The following is an 18,257-nucleotide window of genomic DNA, read 5'->3' as shown; positions in this document are numbered from 1 at the left end:
CCTGAATACAAAAAAAAGGTGATTTTTGAGGAATAACAAGTTACTCAAAAATTATAAAAACAAAATGATTGTTCATGAAAATACCCCTGCAAGGTTTACATCTTTATTCAGGCATGGGATGATATACTTTCCGGGAAAGCCCGAGGCTTTTGCCCCTTTATGAACCTGGATGACAGTCATCCCGGCAGCCCCGGAACGCATCAGCAAAGCTTAACCGACCATCTGGAAGTGCCACAATGACAGAAGATAAAAAAACACAAAAAAACACCACAAAAAAAAATCTGCCCGTTCCACGACAGGAAACAACCAGGGCCCTTGCCAAAATAGATCCTCTTCAGAGTTATCTTTCTGAAATCAGCCGCTATAAACTGCTGACCAGAGAAGAAGAGGTTGAGCTGGGACGCAGGGTACAGGAAGACAATGATCCCGAGGCCGCCTACATGCTCACCACAGCCAACCTGAGGCTTGTGGTTAAAATTGCCATGGAATTTCAACGGGTATGGATGCAGAACCTTCTGGATTTGATTCAGGAAGGTAACATCGGCCTGATGCAGGCAGTTCGTAAATTTGACCCATATAAAGGCGTCAAGTTTTCCTATTATGCATCCTTCTGGATCAAGGCCTATATTCTCAAATTCATCATGGATAACTGGCGTCTTGTCAAAATCGGAACGACCCAGGGCCAGCGCAAACTTTTCTTCAAACTGAAAAAAGAAAAACAGAACCTCATTGATCAGGGTTTTGACCCCAAACCCAAACTGCTGGCTGAACGTCTGGGGGTTTCCCAGAAGGAAGTCATTGACATGGATCAGCGCCTGGACTCATGGGATCTCTCACTGGATGCTCCGGTAAGGGATGACTCGGATACAGACCGCATGTCCTTTCTCGGATCCGATGCTGTTTCTGCAGAAGATGAGGTCGCACGCAAACAGATTGAAAACATGCTCCATGAAAAAATTGCTTCCTTCACATCCCAGCTGAACAAAAGAGAGCTTGAAATTTTTGAAAAACGGATTTTTTCCGATGAACCTGTCACCCTTCAGGAAATTGGTGAAACCTATGGTATTTCAAGGGAAAGGGTCCGACAGATTGAAACGGGAATCATCAAAAAAATGCAGGTCTATTTTCAAAAAGAACTTCCTGATTTTGATATCTACACATCGGACCTTTCCTGAAATACCTCAGTTATTCTGTTCCGGAAAGAAAAAAGGTCTGCGGTTATTAACCGCAGATCCCACACAATCAAAACCAAACTCCCATGAAAGCAAAGAGCTGTATGCAGACTTCTTCCTCAGCCCCAATCTTTGATCTGCAAACAAAATTTTCCATTAAAGGCAGCCTTTACCTTTGTCTGATAACACTCCTGCTATTCCTGCTGTCAGCCTGCGCATCCAGATCTCCCGGCCAGCAGGCGACAGAACCTGCCGCCCCGGTTTCACTAAACGAAACAGTGACCATCATCACTCCTGCACCCAGAGCATCGGAATCTCCCTACTATTATTACACAGAGGCGCAGATCCGACTGAACCGGAACCGACCTCTGGAGGCCATAGGATTTCTCAGGCAGGCAGCTGCACTGGACTCTGAATCCGCCTTTCTCCAGCGGGAACTGGCTGCCATCCTTGTACGCACAGGACAGCCCCAGGCTGCCCTGCAGGCCATCAGAAAGTCTCTGGAGCTGGACCCTGACGATCCGGAAACCCTTATCGTCCTTGCGGGCATACAGCAGATGCTGGAACAGGATATCAAAGAACTCATTCCCATCTATGAAAAAGTCATTGCGCTTGATCCGGACAGGGAGCGCATTTATCTGATTCTCGGAAATCTTTATCTGGCACAGAAGGAAACTGCAAAGGCTGAAACCGTTTACAGAAATCTCATTACACGGCATCCGGATAATTATGCAGGATATTATTATCTGGGCCAGCTCCTTGTACTCCTAGGAAGAGAAGATGAGGCCCTTGAAAGTTTTGATACTGTCATTGAAAAAGCCCCGAATCTTCTGGAGCCCTATCTGGAGCGTATCAAGATCCTGAGCCAGCGCCTGACCCGCTCCCTTTCCGTAGAAATCAAAAAAGGTGATACTCTGGATGCCCTCCTGGCAAAACATTCCGGCAGACCGACACCAGCCCTTCGCATACAGGTCATGGCTCTCAATCCCCAGCTTGAAGATACCAACCATCTGGAAAAGGGTAAGAAAATTCTTCTGCCCCCGAGAGAAAACAACCCCGAGGTCACGGCCATACAGCAGGCCTACACGGATCTTCTGACAATGAACCCGGAATCCGTTGAAATACGAATGGACTATGCCCTCTTTCTGTATCAGACCGGCAGGAATGATGCAGCCATGGAAGTCATGGCTCTCCTTAATCTGGATGAGACACGGGAAGAGGTGATCAGAAGAATTTTTTCCGTTTTTGCGGAAAACAAAAGATATAAAGATGCCATTTTTCTTCTGGAAGGACTCCGTAGCCAGGAACCTGAAAACGGAGAAATCAGCTATGCACTGGGTCTTGTACATGAAGAAATGGGAAACAGGGAAAAAGCCCGCAGCTTCTATGCTTCCATTGATCCTGCTAATCCCGTCTTCCGTAAAGCTGTCATTCACCTTGCCTACATTGACAGCCAGAGCGGCAACACAGACAAAGGTATCGAAATACTGGAAAAAGCCCATTCCATCAACCCAGATGATGCCACCCTGCGGCTCTACCTCGGAGCCTTTTATGAGGAGGCGGATCGCCTTGAAGATGCGGCCGATATTTTTATAGACAGCCTTGAAAAAGACCCGGAAGATCACCATATCCGCTACAGGCTGGGCGTTGTCCTTGACAGGATGGATAAAAAAGAGGAAGCCATGGAACAAATGGCAATCCTCATCGAACAAAACCCGGACCATGCCAATGCCCTGAACTATCTGGGCTACACCCTGACGGAGATGGAAATACGTCTGGATGAGGCCGAAGCCATGATCCGCAGGGCCATGGAGCTGAAACCCGGAGACGGTTATATCACAGACAGTATGGGATGGGTCTACTTCAAGCAGGGAAAGCCGGAGAAGGCCCTTCCCTACCTCGAAAAAGCCGCCCGGCTCCTACCGGAAGATCCGGTTATTCTGGATCACCTGGGCGACGCCTACCGCAGCCTCGGAAAAATTAATGCCGCTGTGGAGGCCTATAAAAAATCCCTTCAATTTAAGGATGATCCCGAAGTACGGGAAAAAATGGAAGCCCTTTCCCAAAAAACAGAGACACTTCCATGAAAAACCCTGATCTGCCTTCCCCTGCGGGATATCGTACCATCCGAACCATTGCAGCAATGACTTTCCTAATATGTATTACAGCATGCAGCATGCACAGGCCTGCTGCCATGGACCCTGAGAATCTTCCGGAAATCCTCAGGGCGGAACATAATATCCCTGAAAACTTCAAAGGACGGGCCATACTAACACTGCCTGATTCTCTGCCACCGGGGGGCAGCCTTCAGCTGGCCTATGCCGTATCCCTTAACAGGGGACTCCGCATGGCAGTACTTACACCCATGGGAGCACCTTTTCTGGAAATGACCGCAGCACCCGGCCATGTACATATCCGGGATATGGAATCGGGAAAACTGCAAAGGGCAAACTCCCTTGAAGCACTCACCCGCAGATTGCTGGGCATCCATCTGGATATGAACGAACTTTCCCTTCTGCTGTCAGGAGAAGTTCCCCTGCCTGAGTGGACAGCCGTAGTTTCAGAAGGCCCTTCCACCTTCCTCCTGATGAATGGCCGCCGCGCCCAGGCACGCCTTTTTCTGGATACCAGAGGGGATCTCCTGCGACTGGAACGACTGCAAAGAAACCATGTGGTCTATACCCTCACCTCCCTGCATACGAAACCCCGCATCTGGCAGATTGAAAACAAAGAGCACAGCCTGCGACTGCGCATCCGCCATGTTGAATCAGCATCACCCATGGACACCTCCCTTTTCCGCCTCAGTCTTTTACCCCCTTCATCTTTGAAAAAACTACAGCAAGCAAGCTTATGAGCATTATCTCAAAATTATTCTGTTGACGCTTTTAATGGGAGGCAATAAAACCCTTTCTGCCATGCATGCTTTTCTGCCATGGCAGATTAAGGCAGGAGAGTGCAAAAAATCTCTGTGCCATTTTATCGGCTTCTGAGGCACACCACAGCTGCTGCACGTGAGGATCGCTGGATTTTTCAGTCAAATCTGACCGAGATACTTAAAAATATAAGAAACGCAGGAGGAAACACCATGATTCACGAAAAAATGCCTGACCAGAAAAAAAAGAATCACGCCGAAGAAAAAGACGCCATGATGAAAGCATCCCTTGGCAGAATCCGCCATAAGCTTCTGGTCATGAGTGGTAAGGGCGGCGTTGGCAAAAGCTCAGTCGCCACCAACCTCGCCGTCTCCCTGGCAGAAAAAGGATTTAAAACCGGACTGATGGATGTGGATCTCCATGGCCCGAGCATTGCTCAGATGATGGGACTATCAGGGCTTCTGGATGTTTCCGAAACCAAGCAGCTCATTCCCGCCAATGGTGGCAAAAATCTCGGAGTTATTTCCATGCAGTCCCTGATGCAGGACAAGGATCAGGCTGTAATCTGGCGCGGTCCTGCCAAGTCCGGCATGATTCAGCAGTTCATTACTTCAGTGGAATGGGGAGATCTGGATTTTCTGATCATTGATGCCCCTCCGGGTACAGGAGATGAACCCCTGACCGTTGTACAGAGTGTGCCCGATGCCAAAGCCATTGTTGTTACAACGCCCCAGGAAGTGGCCCTTGCTGATGTACGCAAATCCATCAATTTCTGCAAAACCGTAAATCTGAAAATTGCAGGCCTTGTGGAAAATATGGGGCCCTTTGACTGCCCCCACTGCAATAAACGCATTGCCCTGTTCAAAACCGGTGGTGGTGAAACCACTGCAATGGCAACTGGTATTGCTTTTCTCGGCACTCTGCCCTACGATGCAAAGGTTGTGGATGCCTGTGATGAAGGAACTCCCATTGCACGCAAAGATTCCGGTTTTACAAGGGATCTGCAAAAGGTTATCCAGAAACTGATGGAACAGCTTTGAATCCGTGCGGGTCGTCCTTAAGACGGCCCGCCCCCCTGTAAAAACGGACAGATCAATATGGAAAACCACACCCCGAGGCAGAAAATCCGATCTCTGCTTCTCTCCCAACCCCATAACCTTCGGGATCTTTCCCTTGAACTCAGGCTGCCGGAAAAAGAAATTCTAAAAGAACTGCCCCATGTGGAAAAAAGTCTGAAGCCCATGAAGCTCAAGCTCAGCCAGATTCCTGCCCGGTGTCAGGGATGCGGATACACCTTTTCGGACAGAAAGCGCTTCTCAAAACCCGGCAAATGCCCGGACTGCCGTCAGACCTTTATAGAAGCAGCTTTTTTTTATATTGACCCAAAGGGAAAAGCGCCATGAAGTGCCTGAGACTCTCCTTCATAATTACAGGCATTATGCTTTTATCTGCCTGTGCCCACAGTCCCCTGCCCAAAAATGATCTCAGCCCGAACCGTCTTGCCCTGGACAACCTTCACCCCCTTCCCGCAGATATCCCCCTGCATCCTGAAGATATTCCCGGCAATGACAATGCCGCAAGGGCAGCCCTTTTCCATATCTCCGATGCCTCACCTGCAAGCTATGCATGGCGCATACTTTACAGAATCCCTGATTTTGAACAGCACCCCCTTTACAATGAACTGCTCGCCCGTCTTCTGCTCAGCCGGGATGAAGCAGAGGCTGCCCTGCATGTGGCAGATACACGCCTGGACTTAGAAGCCAGATTCAGGATCTACAAGGCCTGCCACAGCTATCTTGTGGATGTCGGTCAGGAAAAAAAAGCCGATACGCTTTTTTACAGACTGAAACAAAGCTTCCCTCGCAAGGAAAGAAACAGCATTTACTTTACGCTTCATATGATGGATTTTTACCAGATTAAGGGCCGGTACAAAGCTGCTGTAAAATATTTCAAAAAGGCGGAAAAACAAGTGAAACAGGGTATTGTACCGGATAAAAACCATCTGGATATCTTTCATAATCTCCGGCAGACCGCCCAGGTGGCAATACAGGAAAAGGATTATGAAACAGCCCTGAGCATTGCCTCTGCCATGGAAAGCATGATTGATTTTACACCTCTCTCCAGGCCTCTGCCCGGAACTGAAGAAGCTCAGGATATGAGCCATACCGTTTTCCTGGCCCGCGAAGACTGGTCCCAGCCAGGCACAGGACGCTCCATTGCAAAAATCTATATTCTCAGGATTTATTCTGAAACAGGAGAAAAAAATCAGGTTTTAAGATTATATCATGAGCTGATGAAAGAATGGCATGAAGCGCTTAAAGCCAGATATTCGGGGAAAAGCTTTGAAAGCCGCCTCACTTCCCTTGCAGAGGCCCTTTACACTGGAGGCTTTCAGGAAGAAGCCCTTGACATTATAAACCAGATCCCCAAAACTTTTCCCTTTGCCATCCATCCGGATTCCCGACTGAATCCTGAAACACAGATCATTTTACAGTCAGACCTGCGTCGCTATAATTTTCAGCGACCAAAAAGAATCAAACGAATCATAGCCCTTCGTATTGCAGCCCTTATGGGCCCTGAAATGAACGAGGAGCAGACCCTCTCATGGATAAAAACCGGTACAGACCCCTCCTGGTACAGGGATCTTCTTATCCGTGCCACCGAGACCCGCCTTGAAGCAGGCAAAAATGCAGAACTGTTTTTGTCCCGGCTGAATGAAATACAGAAAAAACACCATTATAAAGAACCCGCAGCCCTTGAAAACCGACGCATCATCAGGGCCCTTCTTCTGGCTGACAGAGAAGCTGAAGCCCAAACAAAACTGAAAGAAGAAATGCAGAAAATAGAAAAGGGCCTCTATGGAAGTGATAAAGCAGAGCAGCTCGCTGCCCTTGCAAGGATTTTTGTTGAAAAGGATTCGATCAGCGCAGAAAAAATACTCCTGAAAGCTCTGAGTTTATATGATGATACAGAAACAGAATCCGGGAAAATCGACAACAGCATTCAGCTGATGACAACGGCTGCCCGAAGGCTTAACAATGGGGACTTGCAAAATGAAATCCTGGAACTTCACAGAAAAAATCTGCTGGAAAATGTCTCCAGACATGCTACGGGACTTGGCAGAGACCGGCATCTGGAAAAACACTTTGCCGCCCTTTTACAGGCTGCCCGTACACGGCTTCTGTTTAATGTACGTGACAATATTACCCGTTCTTTGATATTGGAATGCGAAGAACTGATTTCCCATGTGGAAAACCCTGACCTTGCGTATCAGCTTAAATTCCGTACTGCGGAGTTATGGGGTTCCGGCGGATGGTTCCGGGATGCCTACAGAGTCATGGAAGGAGTTCCTGTAAGCGAAGAAATTTTTCCTTTTCTGATCACCCGGATGCGCCAGAACGTTCTTGGATACAACGCATTTTCAGGAAGTCAGACCGTACGCTTTGATACGGATGCCGATGGAAAGCCCGATTTCTTTTCGCCTCTGGCATCAGAGGATGCCATAAAGGCCACTGGACTCACAATGGATACGGACATGGACGGCGACGGTATTCCTGATACCATAGATCTGCGCCCATGGTTTCCCGATCCCTGATGGGCCAGCTCTTTTTTTATGCTGCAGACCTTGACCGGAGTGCAGTTTCTATCATCTGACTTTTTTATGATTTTTTCATTTTTTCGCAGACTTCTCTTACCCATAGCCCTTCTCACGACTTTCTGTCTGGGACAGGGAAATCTGCGTGCTGACATCCCCTATATTCTGGCTACAGACCCCATGCCCCCACTGGTAGAAGGCAGCTATGGTCCTGCCAGCCAGGGTCCCGCCATTGACCTTGTTTCTGAAGTCTTTTCCAGAACCGGTAACTCCATACAGGTTCTGATACACCCCTGGAACCGTGTACTGCGGATGCTGGATTTCGGCAGACTCGACGGTATTCTCCTTGTTCAGCATCAGGATGAGCTTAACGATCTGCTACTCTACTCCCTCCCTGTTTTTACCAGCCACACCATCATCTGTTACGACACACGAAAACATCCCAACTTCGAATATAAAGGCATTGAAAGCCTGAAAGGATACACCCTGGGACTGATTCCCGGCCATTCTCCTGGCATTGAAAAAAAAGCGGATTCTCATCAGCTTGATATTGAGAACCTTCCCAGCATTGAAGCGGGGCTGCGAACCCTGGGAGCCGGTCGCATTGATCTGCTAATCGGCAAGGAAATCAGCATCTCAGAACAAATGAAAGATATCCCCCAGTCCCATTTTTTCTCCATATGGCCCGTACCTCTGGAATCATGGGACATGCACATCGGTATTGCAAAGAACAGTCCGGCTTCGGCCCTTATTGGAGATATCAACAGGGCCATAGAAGAGATGAAAGCTGACGGAACCCTTGAACCCTATTTCACCATTACCCAGCCCGTCCGGGGGGAACCATGAAAAATTTTTCTCTGCATATGCGGCGCAGCCTGGCACTACGGCAGACCTTCTGGGTTCTTGCGCTGACAATGCTCACGGGCCTTATTACCAGCAGCGTACGAATGACCACGGACTACTACAGGGATCAGGAATTCCTGAAGGAACACATAGAGCAGCTTTTTATCATCAGCGAAGCCTCTGCGGCACAGTCCCTTTACCATCTGGATACAAGACAGGGAGAACGCATTGCAGAAGGCCTCTTCTCCCTTCCCATCATTGGCCGTGTCCGCCTTGTGGATGACTTCGGCATGGTTTTCGTACAAAGGGAGAGAGACCGGGCGGATCATGCCCTTACCCCACTCATGGTAAAAATCATTCAGCCTGCACCCTTCCGCCATGCCCTTGTTTTCTCCCCTGCAAATACGGCTGTGGGCTACATAGAAATTGAACTGGATGCCCATCCCATTTTCATGGAGCTCTTCCGGCGCTCTGCTCTGGCAATGATGATGGATGTCATCCAGTATCTGACTATGGCAGCAATCCTTGCCTATATTTTTTACCATACTCTGGGCCGGCCCCTGCTCCGCATGACAACTCAGATCTCCACCATTCATCCCTCCAGACCAGGAAAACAGAGAATTTTAATCCCCCATGGCAATGAAGAAAATGAGCTTGGGCAACTGGCGGAAACCGTCAACGAAATTCTCAGCAGACTACAGGCACTTAATCAGGAACTGGAACAGAGGGTGAAAGAAAGAACCGCCGATCTGAGCAGGGAGCGGGAACAGCTTCTCTCCATTTTTGACAGTATTGATGAAGTCATTTATGTCACAGATCCATCAAATCATGAAATTCTCTTTGTTAATCAGGCATTCAAGGAACTATGGGGAGATGCCACAGGAAAAAAATGCCATGAAATTATCCACGGCAATAATCTTCCCTGCATACATTGCACCACTCTTAATTTAGAGTCTGGCAAGCCTCATACCAAACCCCATGAGTTTTTCAATCCTGCAAGCCTGAACTGGTTCCGCCGTTTAAACAGGAGCATCCGCTGGCCAGATGGCCGCGTAGTCCGCTATGAAATGGCCTTTGATATCACCATGCAGAAGGAAGCTGAAAATATACTTAAAGAACGTAGTGATGAGCTTGAAAGAATTAACAAGGAACTGACAGATTCCATCAAAGCCCTGCAAAGTGCCAGAGAACAACTGGTTCAATCGGAAAAAATGGCCTCCCTTGGCTCCCTTGTGGCGGGCATTTCCCATGAAATAAACACGCCCATAGGCAACAGCATTACAGCAGCCACCTTTCTCGGGGAAAAAACCCTTAATATTCTAAATTTATTTTCTAAAAACGAACTGCGCCAGTCAGACTTCACATCATTTATGGATACGGCAAAGGAGGCCACTGAAATTCTTCAGGCAAACCTCCAGAGAGCTGCTGATCTCATTGCCAGCTTCAAACAGGTGGCCGTGGATCAAACCTCGAACCAGTGCAGACAATTCAAGCTCAAGGCCCATATTGAGGATACCCTGCTCAGCCTCAGCCCCAGACTGCGGCATACCTGCCAGAAAGTTATTATTAACTGTAGAAACGACCTGTTACTTTTTCAGAATCCCGGAGCCATTTCCCAGATTGCCACCAACCTCATCCTCAACTCCGTAACCCATGCCTTTGATCCGGATGATGAAGGAGAAATACATTTTGATATAAGTACAAGCGGTGATATAGTAGAAATTATTTACTGGGACAATGGCAGAGGTATTTCTCCCCAGACCCTCAGACACATCTTTGATCCCTTTTACACCACAGCCAGAGGAGAAGGCGGCACAGGACTTGGGATGCACATTACCTACAACCTTGTAACCCAGACCCTTAAAGGGACCATTTCCTGTGAAAGCCCTGAAAGTGGCGGAATACGATTTGTGATCCGCTTTCCCTTATCCATTGAACAACAACAGCCTGACGGTCTGAAAACCGTCACCCCGGAAAACCCTGGAGCAGATATTCCATGAGCATACAATCCGTTCAGCGTGCCCTCCGCATTCTTTCATTTTTTTCCAGTAAGAATCCCAGACTGGGCATAACCGATGTCAGCAAGCTGATGGGACTGCCTAAACCCACGGTACATGGCCTGATGCAGACCCTGCATGAAGAGGGTTTTCTGCAGCAGGATCCTGAAACCAGAAAATATGGTCTGGGTCTCAAAATTTATGAGCTGGGAACCTACCTTTCTGCCACCTTAAAAATCAATCAGGTGGGCATGGTCCCCACCCGCAGGCTGGCAGAATCCACACGGCGTATGGCAAGACTTGCCATATGGGACAGAAATGCAGCCCTTGTAACCCTTAACCTTTTTCCCCACTTCCATGCTGGTTTCCAGCATCATCTGGGACCGAGACTGCCTGCCTACTGCACGGCTCTGGGTAAGGTCATGCTGGCAGCTCTTCCTGAAGAAAAATACAATGAGTTTGTGGAAAATACTGACTTTATACCTTTCACACCCAGAACCCGTACGGAAAAAGGCCTTTTCAGGGAGGAAATAAGACAAATCCGCTTAACGGGTTTTGCAACGGAATCCGAAGAATACATGAACGGAATGAGCTGCATTGCTGCCCCCGTATGGGACAGTACCGGAGAGTGTGCCGGAGCAATAAGCATCTCCGACAGCCCGGCACTGCTTTCCGGGCCGGACCGTGACCATCACACAAGGGATCTTCTGGCAACGGCCATGGAAGTTTCAAGGGCCCTCGGTTATCTTCCCTGACTTTTCCCTTTGCCTCCTCCTTTTGTTATTATTCAGCACAGTTTATTCTGAACTGCCAATGCTGTAATTACAGCAGCTTCGTACTGGCACAAGGCTCTGTGGCTATTTGCAAGTGACATTGCAATCGTTTCGGCAAGAAGCTCTAAGAATAAAATTGCGTCACGGGCAAATAGCCTGGGGCCTGTGCATCTGTCTTGCAGGTATGGTACTTGGAAAACTGTGCTGAACTGTTACCTCCTTTTTTATTTTCCATAAAAAGACGGTTTTCGTTCCGGATGAATCTGAGGTATATATAAAACTTTGTTTCCGGCAGCAGGAGAAGCACTTCTCTGCTGCCCCAAAGTTTCAACAATGAGGTATCGGGATTTTCATGTTCGACAGAGCGGCACCGTCATCCACAGAATATACATCGGAATCCATAGAGGTTCTAAGGGGCCTCGACCCTGTAAGGCAGCGTCCCGGCATGTACACGGACACCCAGCGGCCCAACCATCTGGCCCAGGAGGTTATCGACAATGCCGTGGATGAAGCCATTGCAGGATTTGCAAAAAAAATCACCGTGACCCTGCACAAGGATCAGTCCCTCTCCGTGCTGGATGACGGCCGGGGGATGCCAGTAGACATGCATCCGGCAGAAGGCCTCACCGGCGTGGAGCTTATTCTGACACGCCTCCATGCTGGGGCCAAATTTTCCAGCAAAACCTACCGCTTTTCCGGTGGTCTGCACGGAGTGGGAGTTTCCGTTGTCAACGCCCTCTCCCGCCGTCTGGAAGTGGAAATCCGAAGGGATGGCAATCGCTACGGAATTGCCTTTGAACAGGGATACAGGGTAGAAGACCTTGCTCTCATAGACACGGTCAGCCGAAGAAATACAGGAACCCAGGTCAGATTCTGGCCGGAACCCCGATATTTTGATGCTCCAGATTTTTCCGTTACCAAACTACGCCATATATTAAGGGCCAAAGCCGTTCTCTGCCCCGGCCTTGAGGTAATTTTTTCCAATGAAATTGCTGGAACAAAGGAACACTGGCACTACGAAGACGGCCTCAGGGACTATCTGGACACCACACTGGGTATGCAGGAAAGGGTTCCCGAAGTACCCTTTACCGGCAGCCATGATACAGAAAATGAATCCGTTGAATGGGCTGCCACATGGATGGCCGAAGGTCCGGGTTCTGTGGGAGAAAGCTATGTAAACCTCATCCCCACCCCCCAGGGCGGTACCCATGTCAACGGTTTCCGATCCGGACTTCTGGCGGCCCTGAAAGAATTCTGTGAGTTCAGAAACCTTCTGCAGCGGGGAGTCAAGCTGGCACCGGAGGATGTGTGGGAATCCTGCTCCTTTGTCCTTTCTTTGAAAATGTCGGAACCACAGTTTTCCGGCCAGACCAAAGAGCGGCTTTCGTCCCGTCAGGCTGCCAGCTTTATTTCCACTGCAGTCAAGGATACCTTCAGCCTCTGGCTAAACCGCCACCCTGAAGTGGGAGAAGCCGTTGCCTCCATAGTCATACAGGCGGCCATGAAAAGACTGAAGGCTGCAAAGACAGTCTCCAGAAAAAAAATCACCGCAGGACCGGCCCTGCCCGGAAAACTTGCGGACTGCGTTTCCCATGAAAGCGGGAGAACGGAGCTTTTTCTGGTGGAAGGGGATTCTGCAGGAGGCTCTGCCAAGCAGGCCAGGGACAGACAGTTTCAGGCAGTCATGCCCCTTAGGGGAAAAATCCTCAACACCTGGGAGGTGGAATCGGGACAGGTCCTGGCATCAAAGGAAATCCACGACATCTCCGTTGCCATAGGCGTTGACCCTGCCTCAGACGACCTTTCCGGACTGAGATACGGTAAAGTCTGTATTCTGGCGGATGCGGACTCCGATGGTCTGCACATTGCCACTCTACTCTGCGCCCTCTTCATGCGACACTTCAGACCTCTGGTCGAAAAGGGACACGTCCATGTAGCCATGCCACCTCTGTTCCGCATTGACGCTGGCAAAGAAGTTTTTTATGCTCTGGATCAGTCGGAAAAAAAAGCCATTTTAGACCGGATTGCCAGGAAAAAAGGGAAAAAGACCACCATCAATGTGGTCCGTTTCAAGGGTCTTGGCGAAATGAACCCCATGCAGCTCAAGGAAACCACCATGGCTCCGGATACCCGCAGGCTGGTACGCCTTACCCTGGACAATAACAGCCGGACCTTTGATATGATGGATATGCTGCTGGCAAAAAAACGGTCCCAGGACCGCCGTGTATGGCTGGAAACCCATGGGGATAAAACCCTTGCAGAAAATACCGAAGAAGGGGAGATCCTTTCATGAGCGAAGACATCCTCACCCCCGATACCCTGGAAGACGATGAAGCCTTAAGCCTTGATGCCTTTACGGAAGCAGCCTACCTTGAATATGCCATGTATGTGATTCTGGACCGGGCCCTTCCCCACATAGGAGACGGCCTGAAACCCGTACAGCGGCGTATTGTCTACGCCATGAGCGAGCTTGGTCTCAAGGCTGCTGCCAAATATAAAAAATCCGCCCGTACCGTGGGTGATGTGCTGGGTAAATACCACCCCCACGGAGATGCCTCCTGCTATGAGGCCATGGTTCATCTTGCCCAGCCCTTCACCTGCCGCTACCCCCTTGTGGACGGTCAAGGCAACTGGGGTGCCCAGGATGATCCCAAAAGCTTTGCTGCCATGCGTTACACGGAATCCAAACTAACAGCCTATGCGGATCTGCTTCTTTCCGAGCTGGGTCAGGGCACCACGGAATGGATACCCAATTTTGACGGCACACTTTCGGAGCCCAGAGTCCTTCCGGCAAGGCTGCCCAATGTTCTCATCAACGGCGCATCCGGCATTGCAGTGGGCATGGCAACGGACATTCCTCCCCACAACCTTGGAGAAGTGGCTGCGGCCTGCATACACCTTATTGATAACCCGGATGCGGACACAGCTTCCCTATGCCAGTATATTCAGGGTCCGGATTTCCCCACGGGTGCGGAAATCATCACGCCCAGACAGGAAATACTTTCCATCTACGAATCCGGCCACGGCTCCATTAAAATGCGGGCGGTCTTTACGGTGGAAAACGGGGAAATCATTATCACAGCCCTGCCCCACCAGACCTCGGGTGCAAAAATTCTGGAACAGATCGCAAGCCAGATGCAGACCAAAAAAATCCCCATGGTGGTGGATCTCAGGGATGAGTCCGACCATGAAGATCCCGTGCGTCTTGTAATTGTCCTTAAAAGCCCGAAAACAGATGCCCAGTCCGTTATGGCTCATCTCTTTGCAACCACGGATCTGGAAAAGAACTGCCGGGTCAACATGAATCTCATCTCCATGGACAGAAAACCCGGAGTTCTGGGCTTAAAAAGTCTTCTTTCCCAATGGCTGGCCTTCCGTACACAAACCGTGCGTCAGCGTCTGGAACACAGACTGAATAAACTCAGAGAACGGCTGCATCTGCTGGAAGGTTTTCTTCTGGCCTGCCTGAACATTGATGAGGTCATAGCCATTATCCGCCATGAAGACAAACCAAAGCCCATCCTGATGGAACGCTTTGGCCTTACGGAAATTCAGGCGGAATACATTCTCGATACCCGTCTGCGGCAACTGGCAAGGCTGGAAGAAGTAAGACTTAAAGCCGAACAGGATGACTGTAAAGAAGAGGCCAGCCGCCTTGAGACACTTCTGGGTTCGGAAAAAAAACTGAAAAGTCTCATTAAAAAAGAGATTCTTCAGGATGCAAAACAGTTTAGCGATGAGCGCAGATCCCAGGTGGTTGCAAGGGAAGAGGCCCGCCCCCTGCGACAGGATGAACTGATGCCCGCAGAACCCCTAACCGTAATTCTTTCGGAAAAAGGCTGGGTTCGAGCAGCCAAAGGCCATGAGGTGGACGGCCATAGCCTTTCCTATAAATCCGGAGACGGCTTCCTTGATGCTGTCCGGGGCAAAAGTGATCAGCAGGCAGTTTTCATCGACTCTACGGGCAGATCCTACTCCCTTGCCGCCCATGGCCTGCCTTCGGCCAGAGGCTATGGAGAACCCATCAGCGGCCGCCTTAGTTTTCCTGTGGATGCCGTTCCCCTGTACCTGCTCATGGGCAACCCCGAAGACAGTTTTCTCGTGGCCAGCAATGCGGGCTATGGCTTCATTGCAAGGCTTGGGGATATGATGGCCAAAAACCGTGCAGGAAAAGCCTTCATTACCCTGACCCGGGAAGCCATTCCCTTAAAACCACTGAAACTCTCCAATATTCAAGACCTGCTTATTGCGGCCATAACCAATGAAGGACGCATGCTTGTTTTCCCCCTTGAGGATCTGCCCGTACTTCCCAGGGGAAAAGGAAATAAGATTATAAATATACTGGCCGCCAGAGCTGCCAGCGGAGAAGAAGTACTGAAGCATCTCATGGTACTCCCTCCGGAGACCAGTCTTGTTCTCTGGGCCGGAAAACGGAGCCTCACCCTGAAGCCGGGACAACTCGATCCTTTCAGGGGAGTACGGGGTCGCAGGGGACAACTGCTGCCCAGAGGATTCAGGAATGTCCAGTCCTTTGAGATTCTTCACCCGGAAAACAAAGAAGAGTCCTAAGACATAAAAGGCGAATCTTTATTCACAAAAACTTAAAGCACCCAGGGGCATTTTATGAGCTTATCTCCAGGCGGAAAAATTCAGGGCTTCAGCCTTCCTGCTTTCCTCCAGATGGTACAGATGGAAAAAACCACCTGCACACTCACGGTGAAGGGTAAAAAATCCCAGGGAGAAATCCATATCCGGGATGGTGAGGTCATTGATGCCAGTTACAGGGATCTGCCAGCACTGGATGCGGCCTATGAAATTCTCTGCCTCAAAGATCCTGTCATTCATATGCAAAGGGATTGTGCTGCCACTGAAAGAAAAATCCGTGTGCCCATGATGCACCTTCTGATGGAAGGGGCAAGGCTTCAGGATGAAAAGCTCCAGAACATCGGTGATGAAGAAGACGAAGAAGATGAAATCCCAGAGCTTGAAATTGAAGAAACTCCGGAACCGACAAGGCCTTTCCATCAGGACAGCGGAAGCGTTTTTGATGACGATGAAGATGACGAGCTGGCCGCACTTAGTGCCTATGAATTTTCTGACGATGAACTGCGTCAGGCTACCAATACGGATTTTACCCAAAACATTTCTCCAGAAGCATCAATGCAGCCCATCCGGATACAGGCCATGCAGTCGGCCGGAAAACAGTCCGAAAGACCTCCCAGCTCTTCCCATGCAGAAAAAACCGAAGATCCGAAGCCAGCCCCCAGATTCAGCAGGAAACGGCTTCTGATTCTTACCTTCACAACAATGGGATTTATTATTATCGCTGCTGCTGCTTCCTACTTTGGCTATGCCAGATATCAGCACAATACGGCCTACACAGAATTACAGGAATCCCTGTTGCGCATGGAACTGCCAGAACAGCAGGAAGTTCTTTTCAACCGCTTTCTCGATGCCTTTCCGGACAGCCCCCATGCCCAGGAAATTACCCACGCAAGGGGTCAGCTCCGGCAAAGCATACTGGAGAGGGACTACCTTGAGCTGATGAACGAAGAAAAACAGCTCTCTTCCAGTCCCGAAGACTTTGAAAAGGGCTTAAGGCTCTATGAGCGTTTTCTCATACGCCATCCTGACGGTCCAAGGGCAGATACGGTAAAAACCCTGCGAGAGGATCGCATCCTTGCCATGGCAAAGGATATGGCTGCCATGACAGAAGAAAACATTGCCGAAAGAAACTGGCTGCAGAGGGCAAGGGACTTTCAGCAGCGTTTTCCGGAAAACCCCGGCATGGCAGTTCTTGAAAAAAGCATAGAAGAAAGGGGAGACCAACGACTGGCATTTATTCTCGGACTTTCCGGCAAGAATAGAGAAACACGATCCCGTGCCATGGTCGCAGCCCGTGAATATATGGAAGATTTCCCTGAACACGCAGGTATGGAAAGGGCCCGTATCCATCTGAACAATCTTCTCCGGCAGCAGCGCATTGAGGATCTTCAGGCTTCCGCAGACAGGCTGAACAGCAATGAAGAAAGGCTGCGTTTTTTTGAAAGAACAAGGCGGGAAGAAAATGATCCACAAATTTTAACCTTTATCCGCCAGCGTATAGGGTTTCTGGAACAGAAAACAGCAGAAGACAGGATGTGGGAAAGTCTGCAGTCCGATCTAAAGCGCCCAGGCCTCAATGAAATGACCCGCATCTCGCTCCTCGACCGTTACCTCACCGAGTCCCCGCCGGAACATTACCGGAGTCAGGCCCAGGCCCTGCGGGACCAGATTATTAGAGAAAGAACAAGGCGTGAGCAGGAGTCCCTTGAAGAAAGAAGGCGTCAGGCGGCACTGGCCCTGCAACGTCAGCAGGCGGAAGAAAGGGCAAGGGCCGCAGAGGCCAGAGCCAGACTTGAAAATGCCACAAGGGAGATGAACCGGCGGCTTGCAGGAGTACAGCAGCGCTTTATAAATCTCAACAATGGCACGGTACAGGACAGGCAGACAGGAAAAATATGGATGCTGACGGATTCAGAAGCCCATACGGGCCAATGCCTTAATTTCCATGAAGCCAGAACCTTTGTACAAAACCTTAATCTAGGTGGTCACAGGGACTGGCGGCTGCCCAGAGAAAGTGAGCTGGCCCAGATATTTAAAAATCCTCCGGCTTACCCGCTTCCAGACCCCAACCGCTGGTACTGGAGTTCGGAACTTTTCAGCCGGGGCTATACCAATGAAGTCCGGGTAGTCACAGCAAGGGATGAAAGTGTTTTTCAAAGGCAGAGCCATGGGCCCGAAACCTGCGGCCATGCCTTTGCCATCAGGCCATGATTTCGTTTGCTAAGGGCCACATCTGTCAGTCAGACATGTATCCCGGTTGTTGACCGTGACGCAATCCGAAACGATTGCAATGTCACTCACAAACAGCCGGGATACCTTAGGGCTGAACTAAGCAGCTGAAATTAAAGCTCATGGATTTAAGAATAAAAAATACCTGACGCTTACCATTTTTTTGACAC

Annotated in this window: 12 protein-coding genes; all 12 read left to right on the top strand. The window is 49.7% G+C overall.

Annotated features, from left to right (window positions below):
* Window positions 1-236 precede the first annotated feature (236 nt).
* The 12 genes from FIM25_RS12415 to FIM25_RS12360 all read left to right on the top strand — a co-directional run bounded on the left by FIM25_RS12415 (window position 237) and on the right by FIM25_RS12360 (window position 18,069).
* Window positions 237-1,175, top strand: a complete 939-nt coding sequence (locus FIM25_RS12415; RefSeq protein WP_139449810.1) for a sigma-70 family RNA polymerase sigma factor — start codon at window positions 237-239, stop codon at window positions 1,173-1,175.
* Window positions 1,176-1,276: 101 nt separating this feature from the next.
* Window positions 1,277-3,259, top strand: coding sequence for a tetratricopeptide repeat protein (locus FIM25_RS12410; protein ID WP_179953348.1), 1,983 nt, complete (start codon window positions 1,277-1,279; stop codon window positions 3,257-3,259).
* Entirely contained in the window at window positions 3,256-4,026 is a 771-nt protein-coding gene (locus FIM25_RS12405; RefSeq protein WP_139449806.1) for an outer membrane lipoprotein LolB, read from the top strand. Before FIM25_RS12410 ends, FIM25_RS12405 begins: the two co-directional genes overlap by 4 nt.
* A 231-nt stretch (window positions 4,027-4,257) precedes the next feature.
* Entirely contained in the window at window positions 4,258-5,085 is an 828-nt protein-coding gene (locus FIM25_RS12400) for an Mrp/NBP35 family ATP-binding protein (protein ID WP_139449804.1), read from the top strand.
* 57 nt (window positions 5,086-5,142) lie between these two features.
* Complete coding sequence (locus FIM25_RS12395; RefSeq protein WP_139449801.1) at window positions 5,143-5,448, top strand: transcriptional regulator; 306 nt, start codon at window positions 5,143-5,145, stop codon at window positions 5,446-5,448.
* Window positions 5,445-7,640, top strand: a complete 2,196-nt coding sequence (locus FIM25_RS12390) for a hypothetical protein (protein WP_139449799.1) — start codon at window positions 5,445-5,447, stop codon at window positions 7,638-7,640. The genes FIM25_RS12395 and FIM25_RS12390 overlap by 4 nt, the downstream gene beginning before the upstream one ends.
* A gap of 66 nt (window positions 7,641-7,706) precedes the next feature.
* The gene (locus tag FIM25_RS12385) at window positions 7,707-8,486 is read left to right on the top strand and encodes a substrate-binding periplasmic protein (RefSeq protein WP_179953347.1); all 780 of its coding nucleotides are present in this window, start codon (window positions 7,707-7,709) and stop codon (window positions 8,484-8,486) included.
* Window positions 8,483-10,483, top strand: a complete 2,001-nt coding sequence (locus FIM25_RS12380) for a PAS domain-containing sensor histidine kinase (RefSeq protein ID WP_139449795.1) — start codon at window positions 8,483-8,485, stop codon at window positions 10,481-10,483. Before FIM25_RS12385 ends, FIM25_RS12380 begins: the two co-directional genes overlap by 4 nt.
* Window positions 10,480-11,235, top strand: coding sequence for an IclR family transcriptional regulator (locus FIM25_RS12375; RefSeq protein WP_139449793.1), 756 nt, complete (start codon window positions 10,480-10,482; stop codon window positions 11,233-11,235). Before FIM25_RS12380 ends, FIM25_RS12375 begins: the two co-directional genes overlap by 4 nt.
* A 370-nt stretch (window positions 11,236-11,605) precedes the next feature.
* Window positions 11,606-13,546 (top strand): DNA topoisomerase IV subunit B, encoded by a 1,941-nt coding sequence (parE, locus tag FIM25_RS12370; protein ID WP_139449789.1) that lies wholly within the window; start codon window positions 11,606-11,608, stop codon window positions 13,544-13,546.
* A complete protein-coding gene (gene parC, locus FIM25_RS12365; protein ID WP_139449787.1) occupies window positions 13,543-15,822 on the top strand; it encodes a DNA topoisomerase IV subunit A in 2,280 nt (759 codons plus the stop codon). The genes parE and parC overlap by 4 nt, the downstream gene beginning before the upstream one ends.
* A 54-nt stretch (window positions 15,823-15,876) precedes the next feature.
* A complete protein-coding gene (locus tag FIM25_RS12360) occupies window positions 15,877-18,069 on the top strand; it encodes a DUF4388 domain-containing protein (protein WP_139449784.1) in 2,193 nt (730 codons plus the stop codon).
* Window positions 18,070-18,257: the final 188 nt, after the last annotated feature.

The organism is Desulfobotulus mexicanus (assembly GCF_006175995.1).
Classification (GTDB): Bacteria; Desulfobacterota; Desulfobacteria; order Desulfobacterales; family ASO4-4; genus Desulfobotulus; species Desulfobotulus mexicanus.
This window is presented reverse-complemented; position numbering and strand designations above follow the sequence as displayed.

Excerpts from the sequence above, each read along its gene's own strand:
- FIM25_RS12395 (WP_139449801.1), top strand. The coding sequence starts at position 5,143 with ATGGAAAACCACACCCCGAGGCAGAAAATCCGATCTCTGCTTCTCTCC.
- FIM25_RS12410 (WP_179953348.1), top strand. The coding sequence starts at position 1,277 with ATGCAGACTTCTTCCTCAGCCCCAATCTTTGATCTGCAAACAAAATTT.
- FIM25_RS12415 (WP_139449810.1), top strand. The coding sequence starts at position 237 with ATGACAGAAGATAAAAAAACACAAAAAAACACCACAAAAAAAAATCTG.
- FIM25_RS12385 (WP_179953347.1), top strand. The coding sequence starts at position 7,707 with ATGATTTTTTCATTTTTTCGCAGACTTCTCTTACCCATAGCCCTTCTC.
- FIM25_RS12390 (WP_139449799.1), top strand. The coding sequence starts at position 5,445 with ATGAAGTGCCTGAGACTCTCCTTCATAATTACAGGCATTATGCTTTTA.
- FIM25_RS12360 (WP_139449784.1), top strand. The coding sequence starts at position 15,877 with ATGAGCTTATCTCCAGGCGGAAAAATTCAGGGCTTCAGCCTTCCTGCT.
- FIM25_RS12405 (WP_139449806.1), top strand. The coding sequence starts at position 3,256 with ATGAAAAACCCTGATCTGCCTTCCCCTGCGGGATATCGTACCATCCGA.
- parE (WP_139449789.1), top strand. The coding sequence starts at position 11,606 with ATGTTCGACAGAGCGGCACCGTCATCCACAGAATATACATCGGAATCC.
- FIM25_RS12380 (WP_139449795.1), top strand. The coding sequence starts at position 8,483 with ATGAAAAATTTTTCTCTGCATATGCGGCGCAGCCTGGCACTACGGCAG.
- FIM25_RS12375 (WP_139449793.1), top strand. The coding sequence starts at position 10,480 with ATGAGCATACAATCCGTTCAGCGTGCCCTCCGCATTCTTTCATTTTTT.
- parC (WP_139449787.1), top strand. The coding sequence starts at position 13,543 with ATGAGCGAAGACATCCTCACCCCCGATACCCTGGAAGACGATGAAGCC.
- FIM25_RS12400 (WP_139449804.1), top strand. The coding sequence starts at position 4,258 with ATGATTCACGAAAAAATGCCTGACCAGAAAAAAAAGAATCACGCCGAA.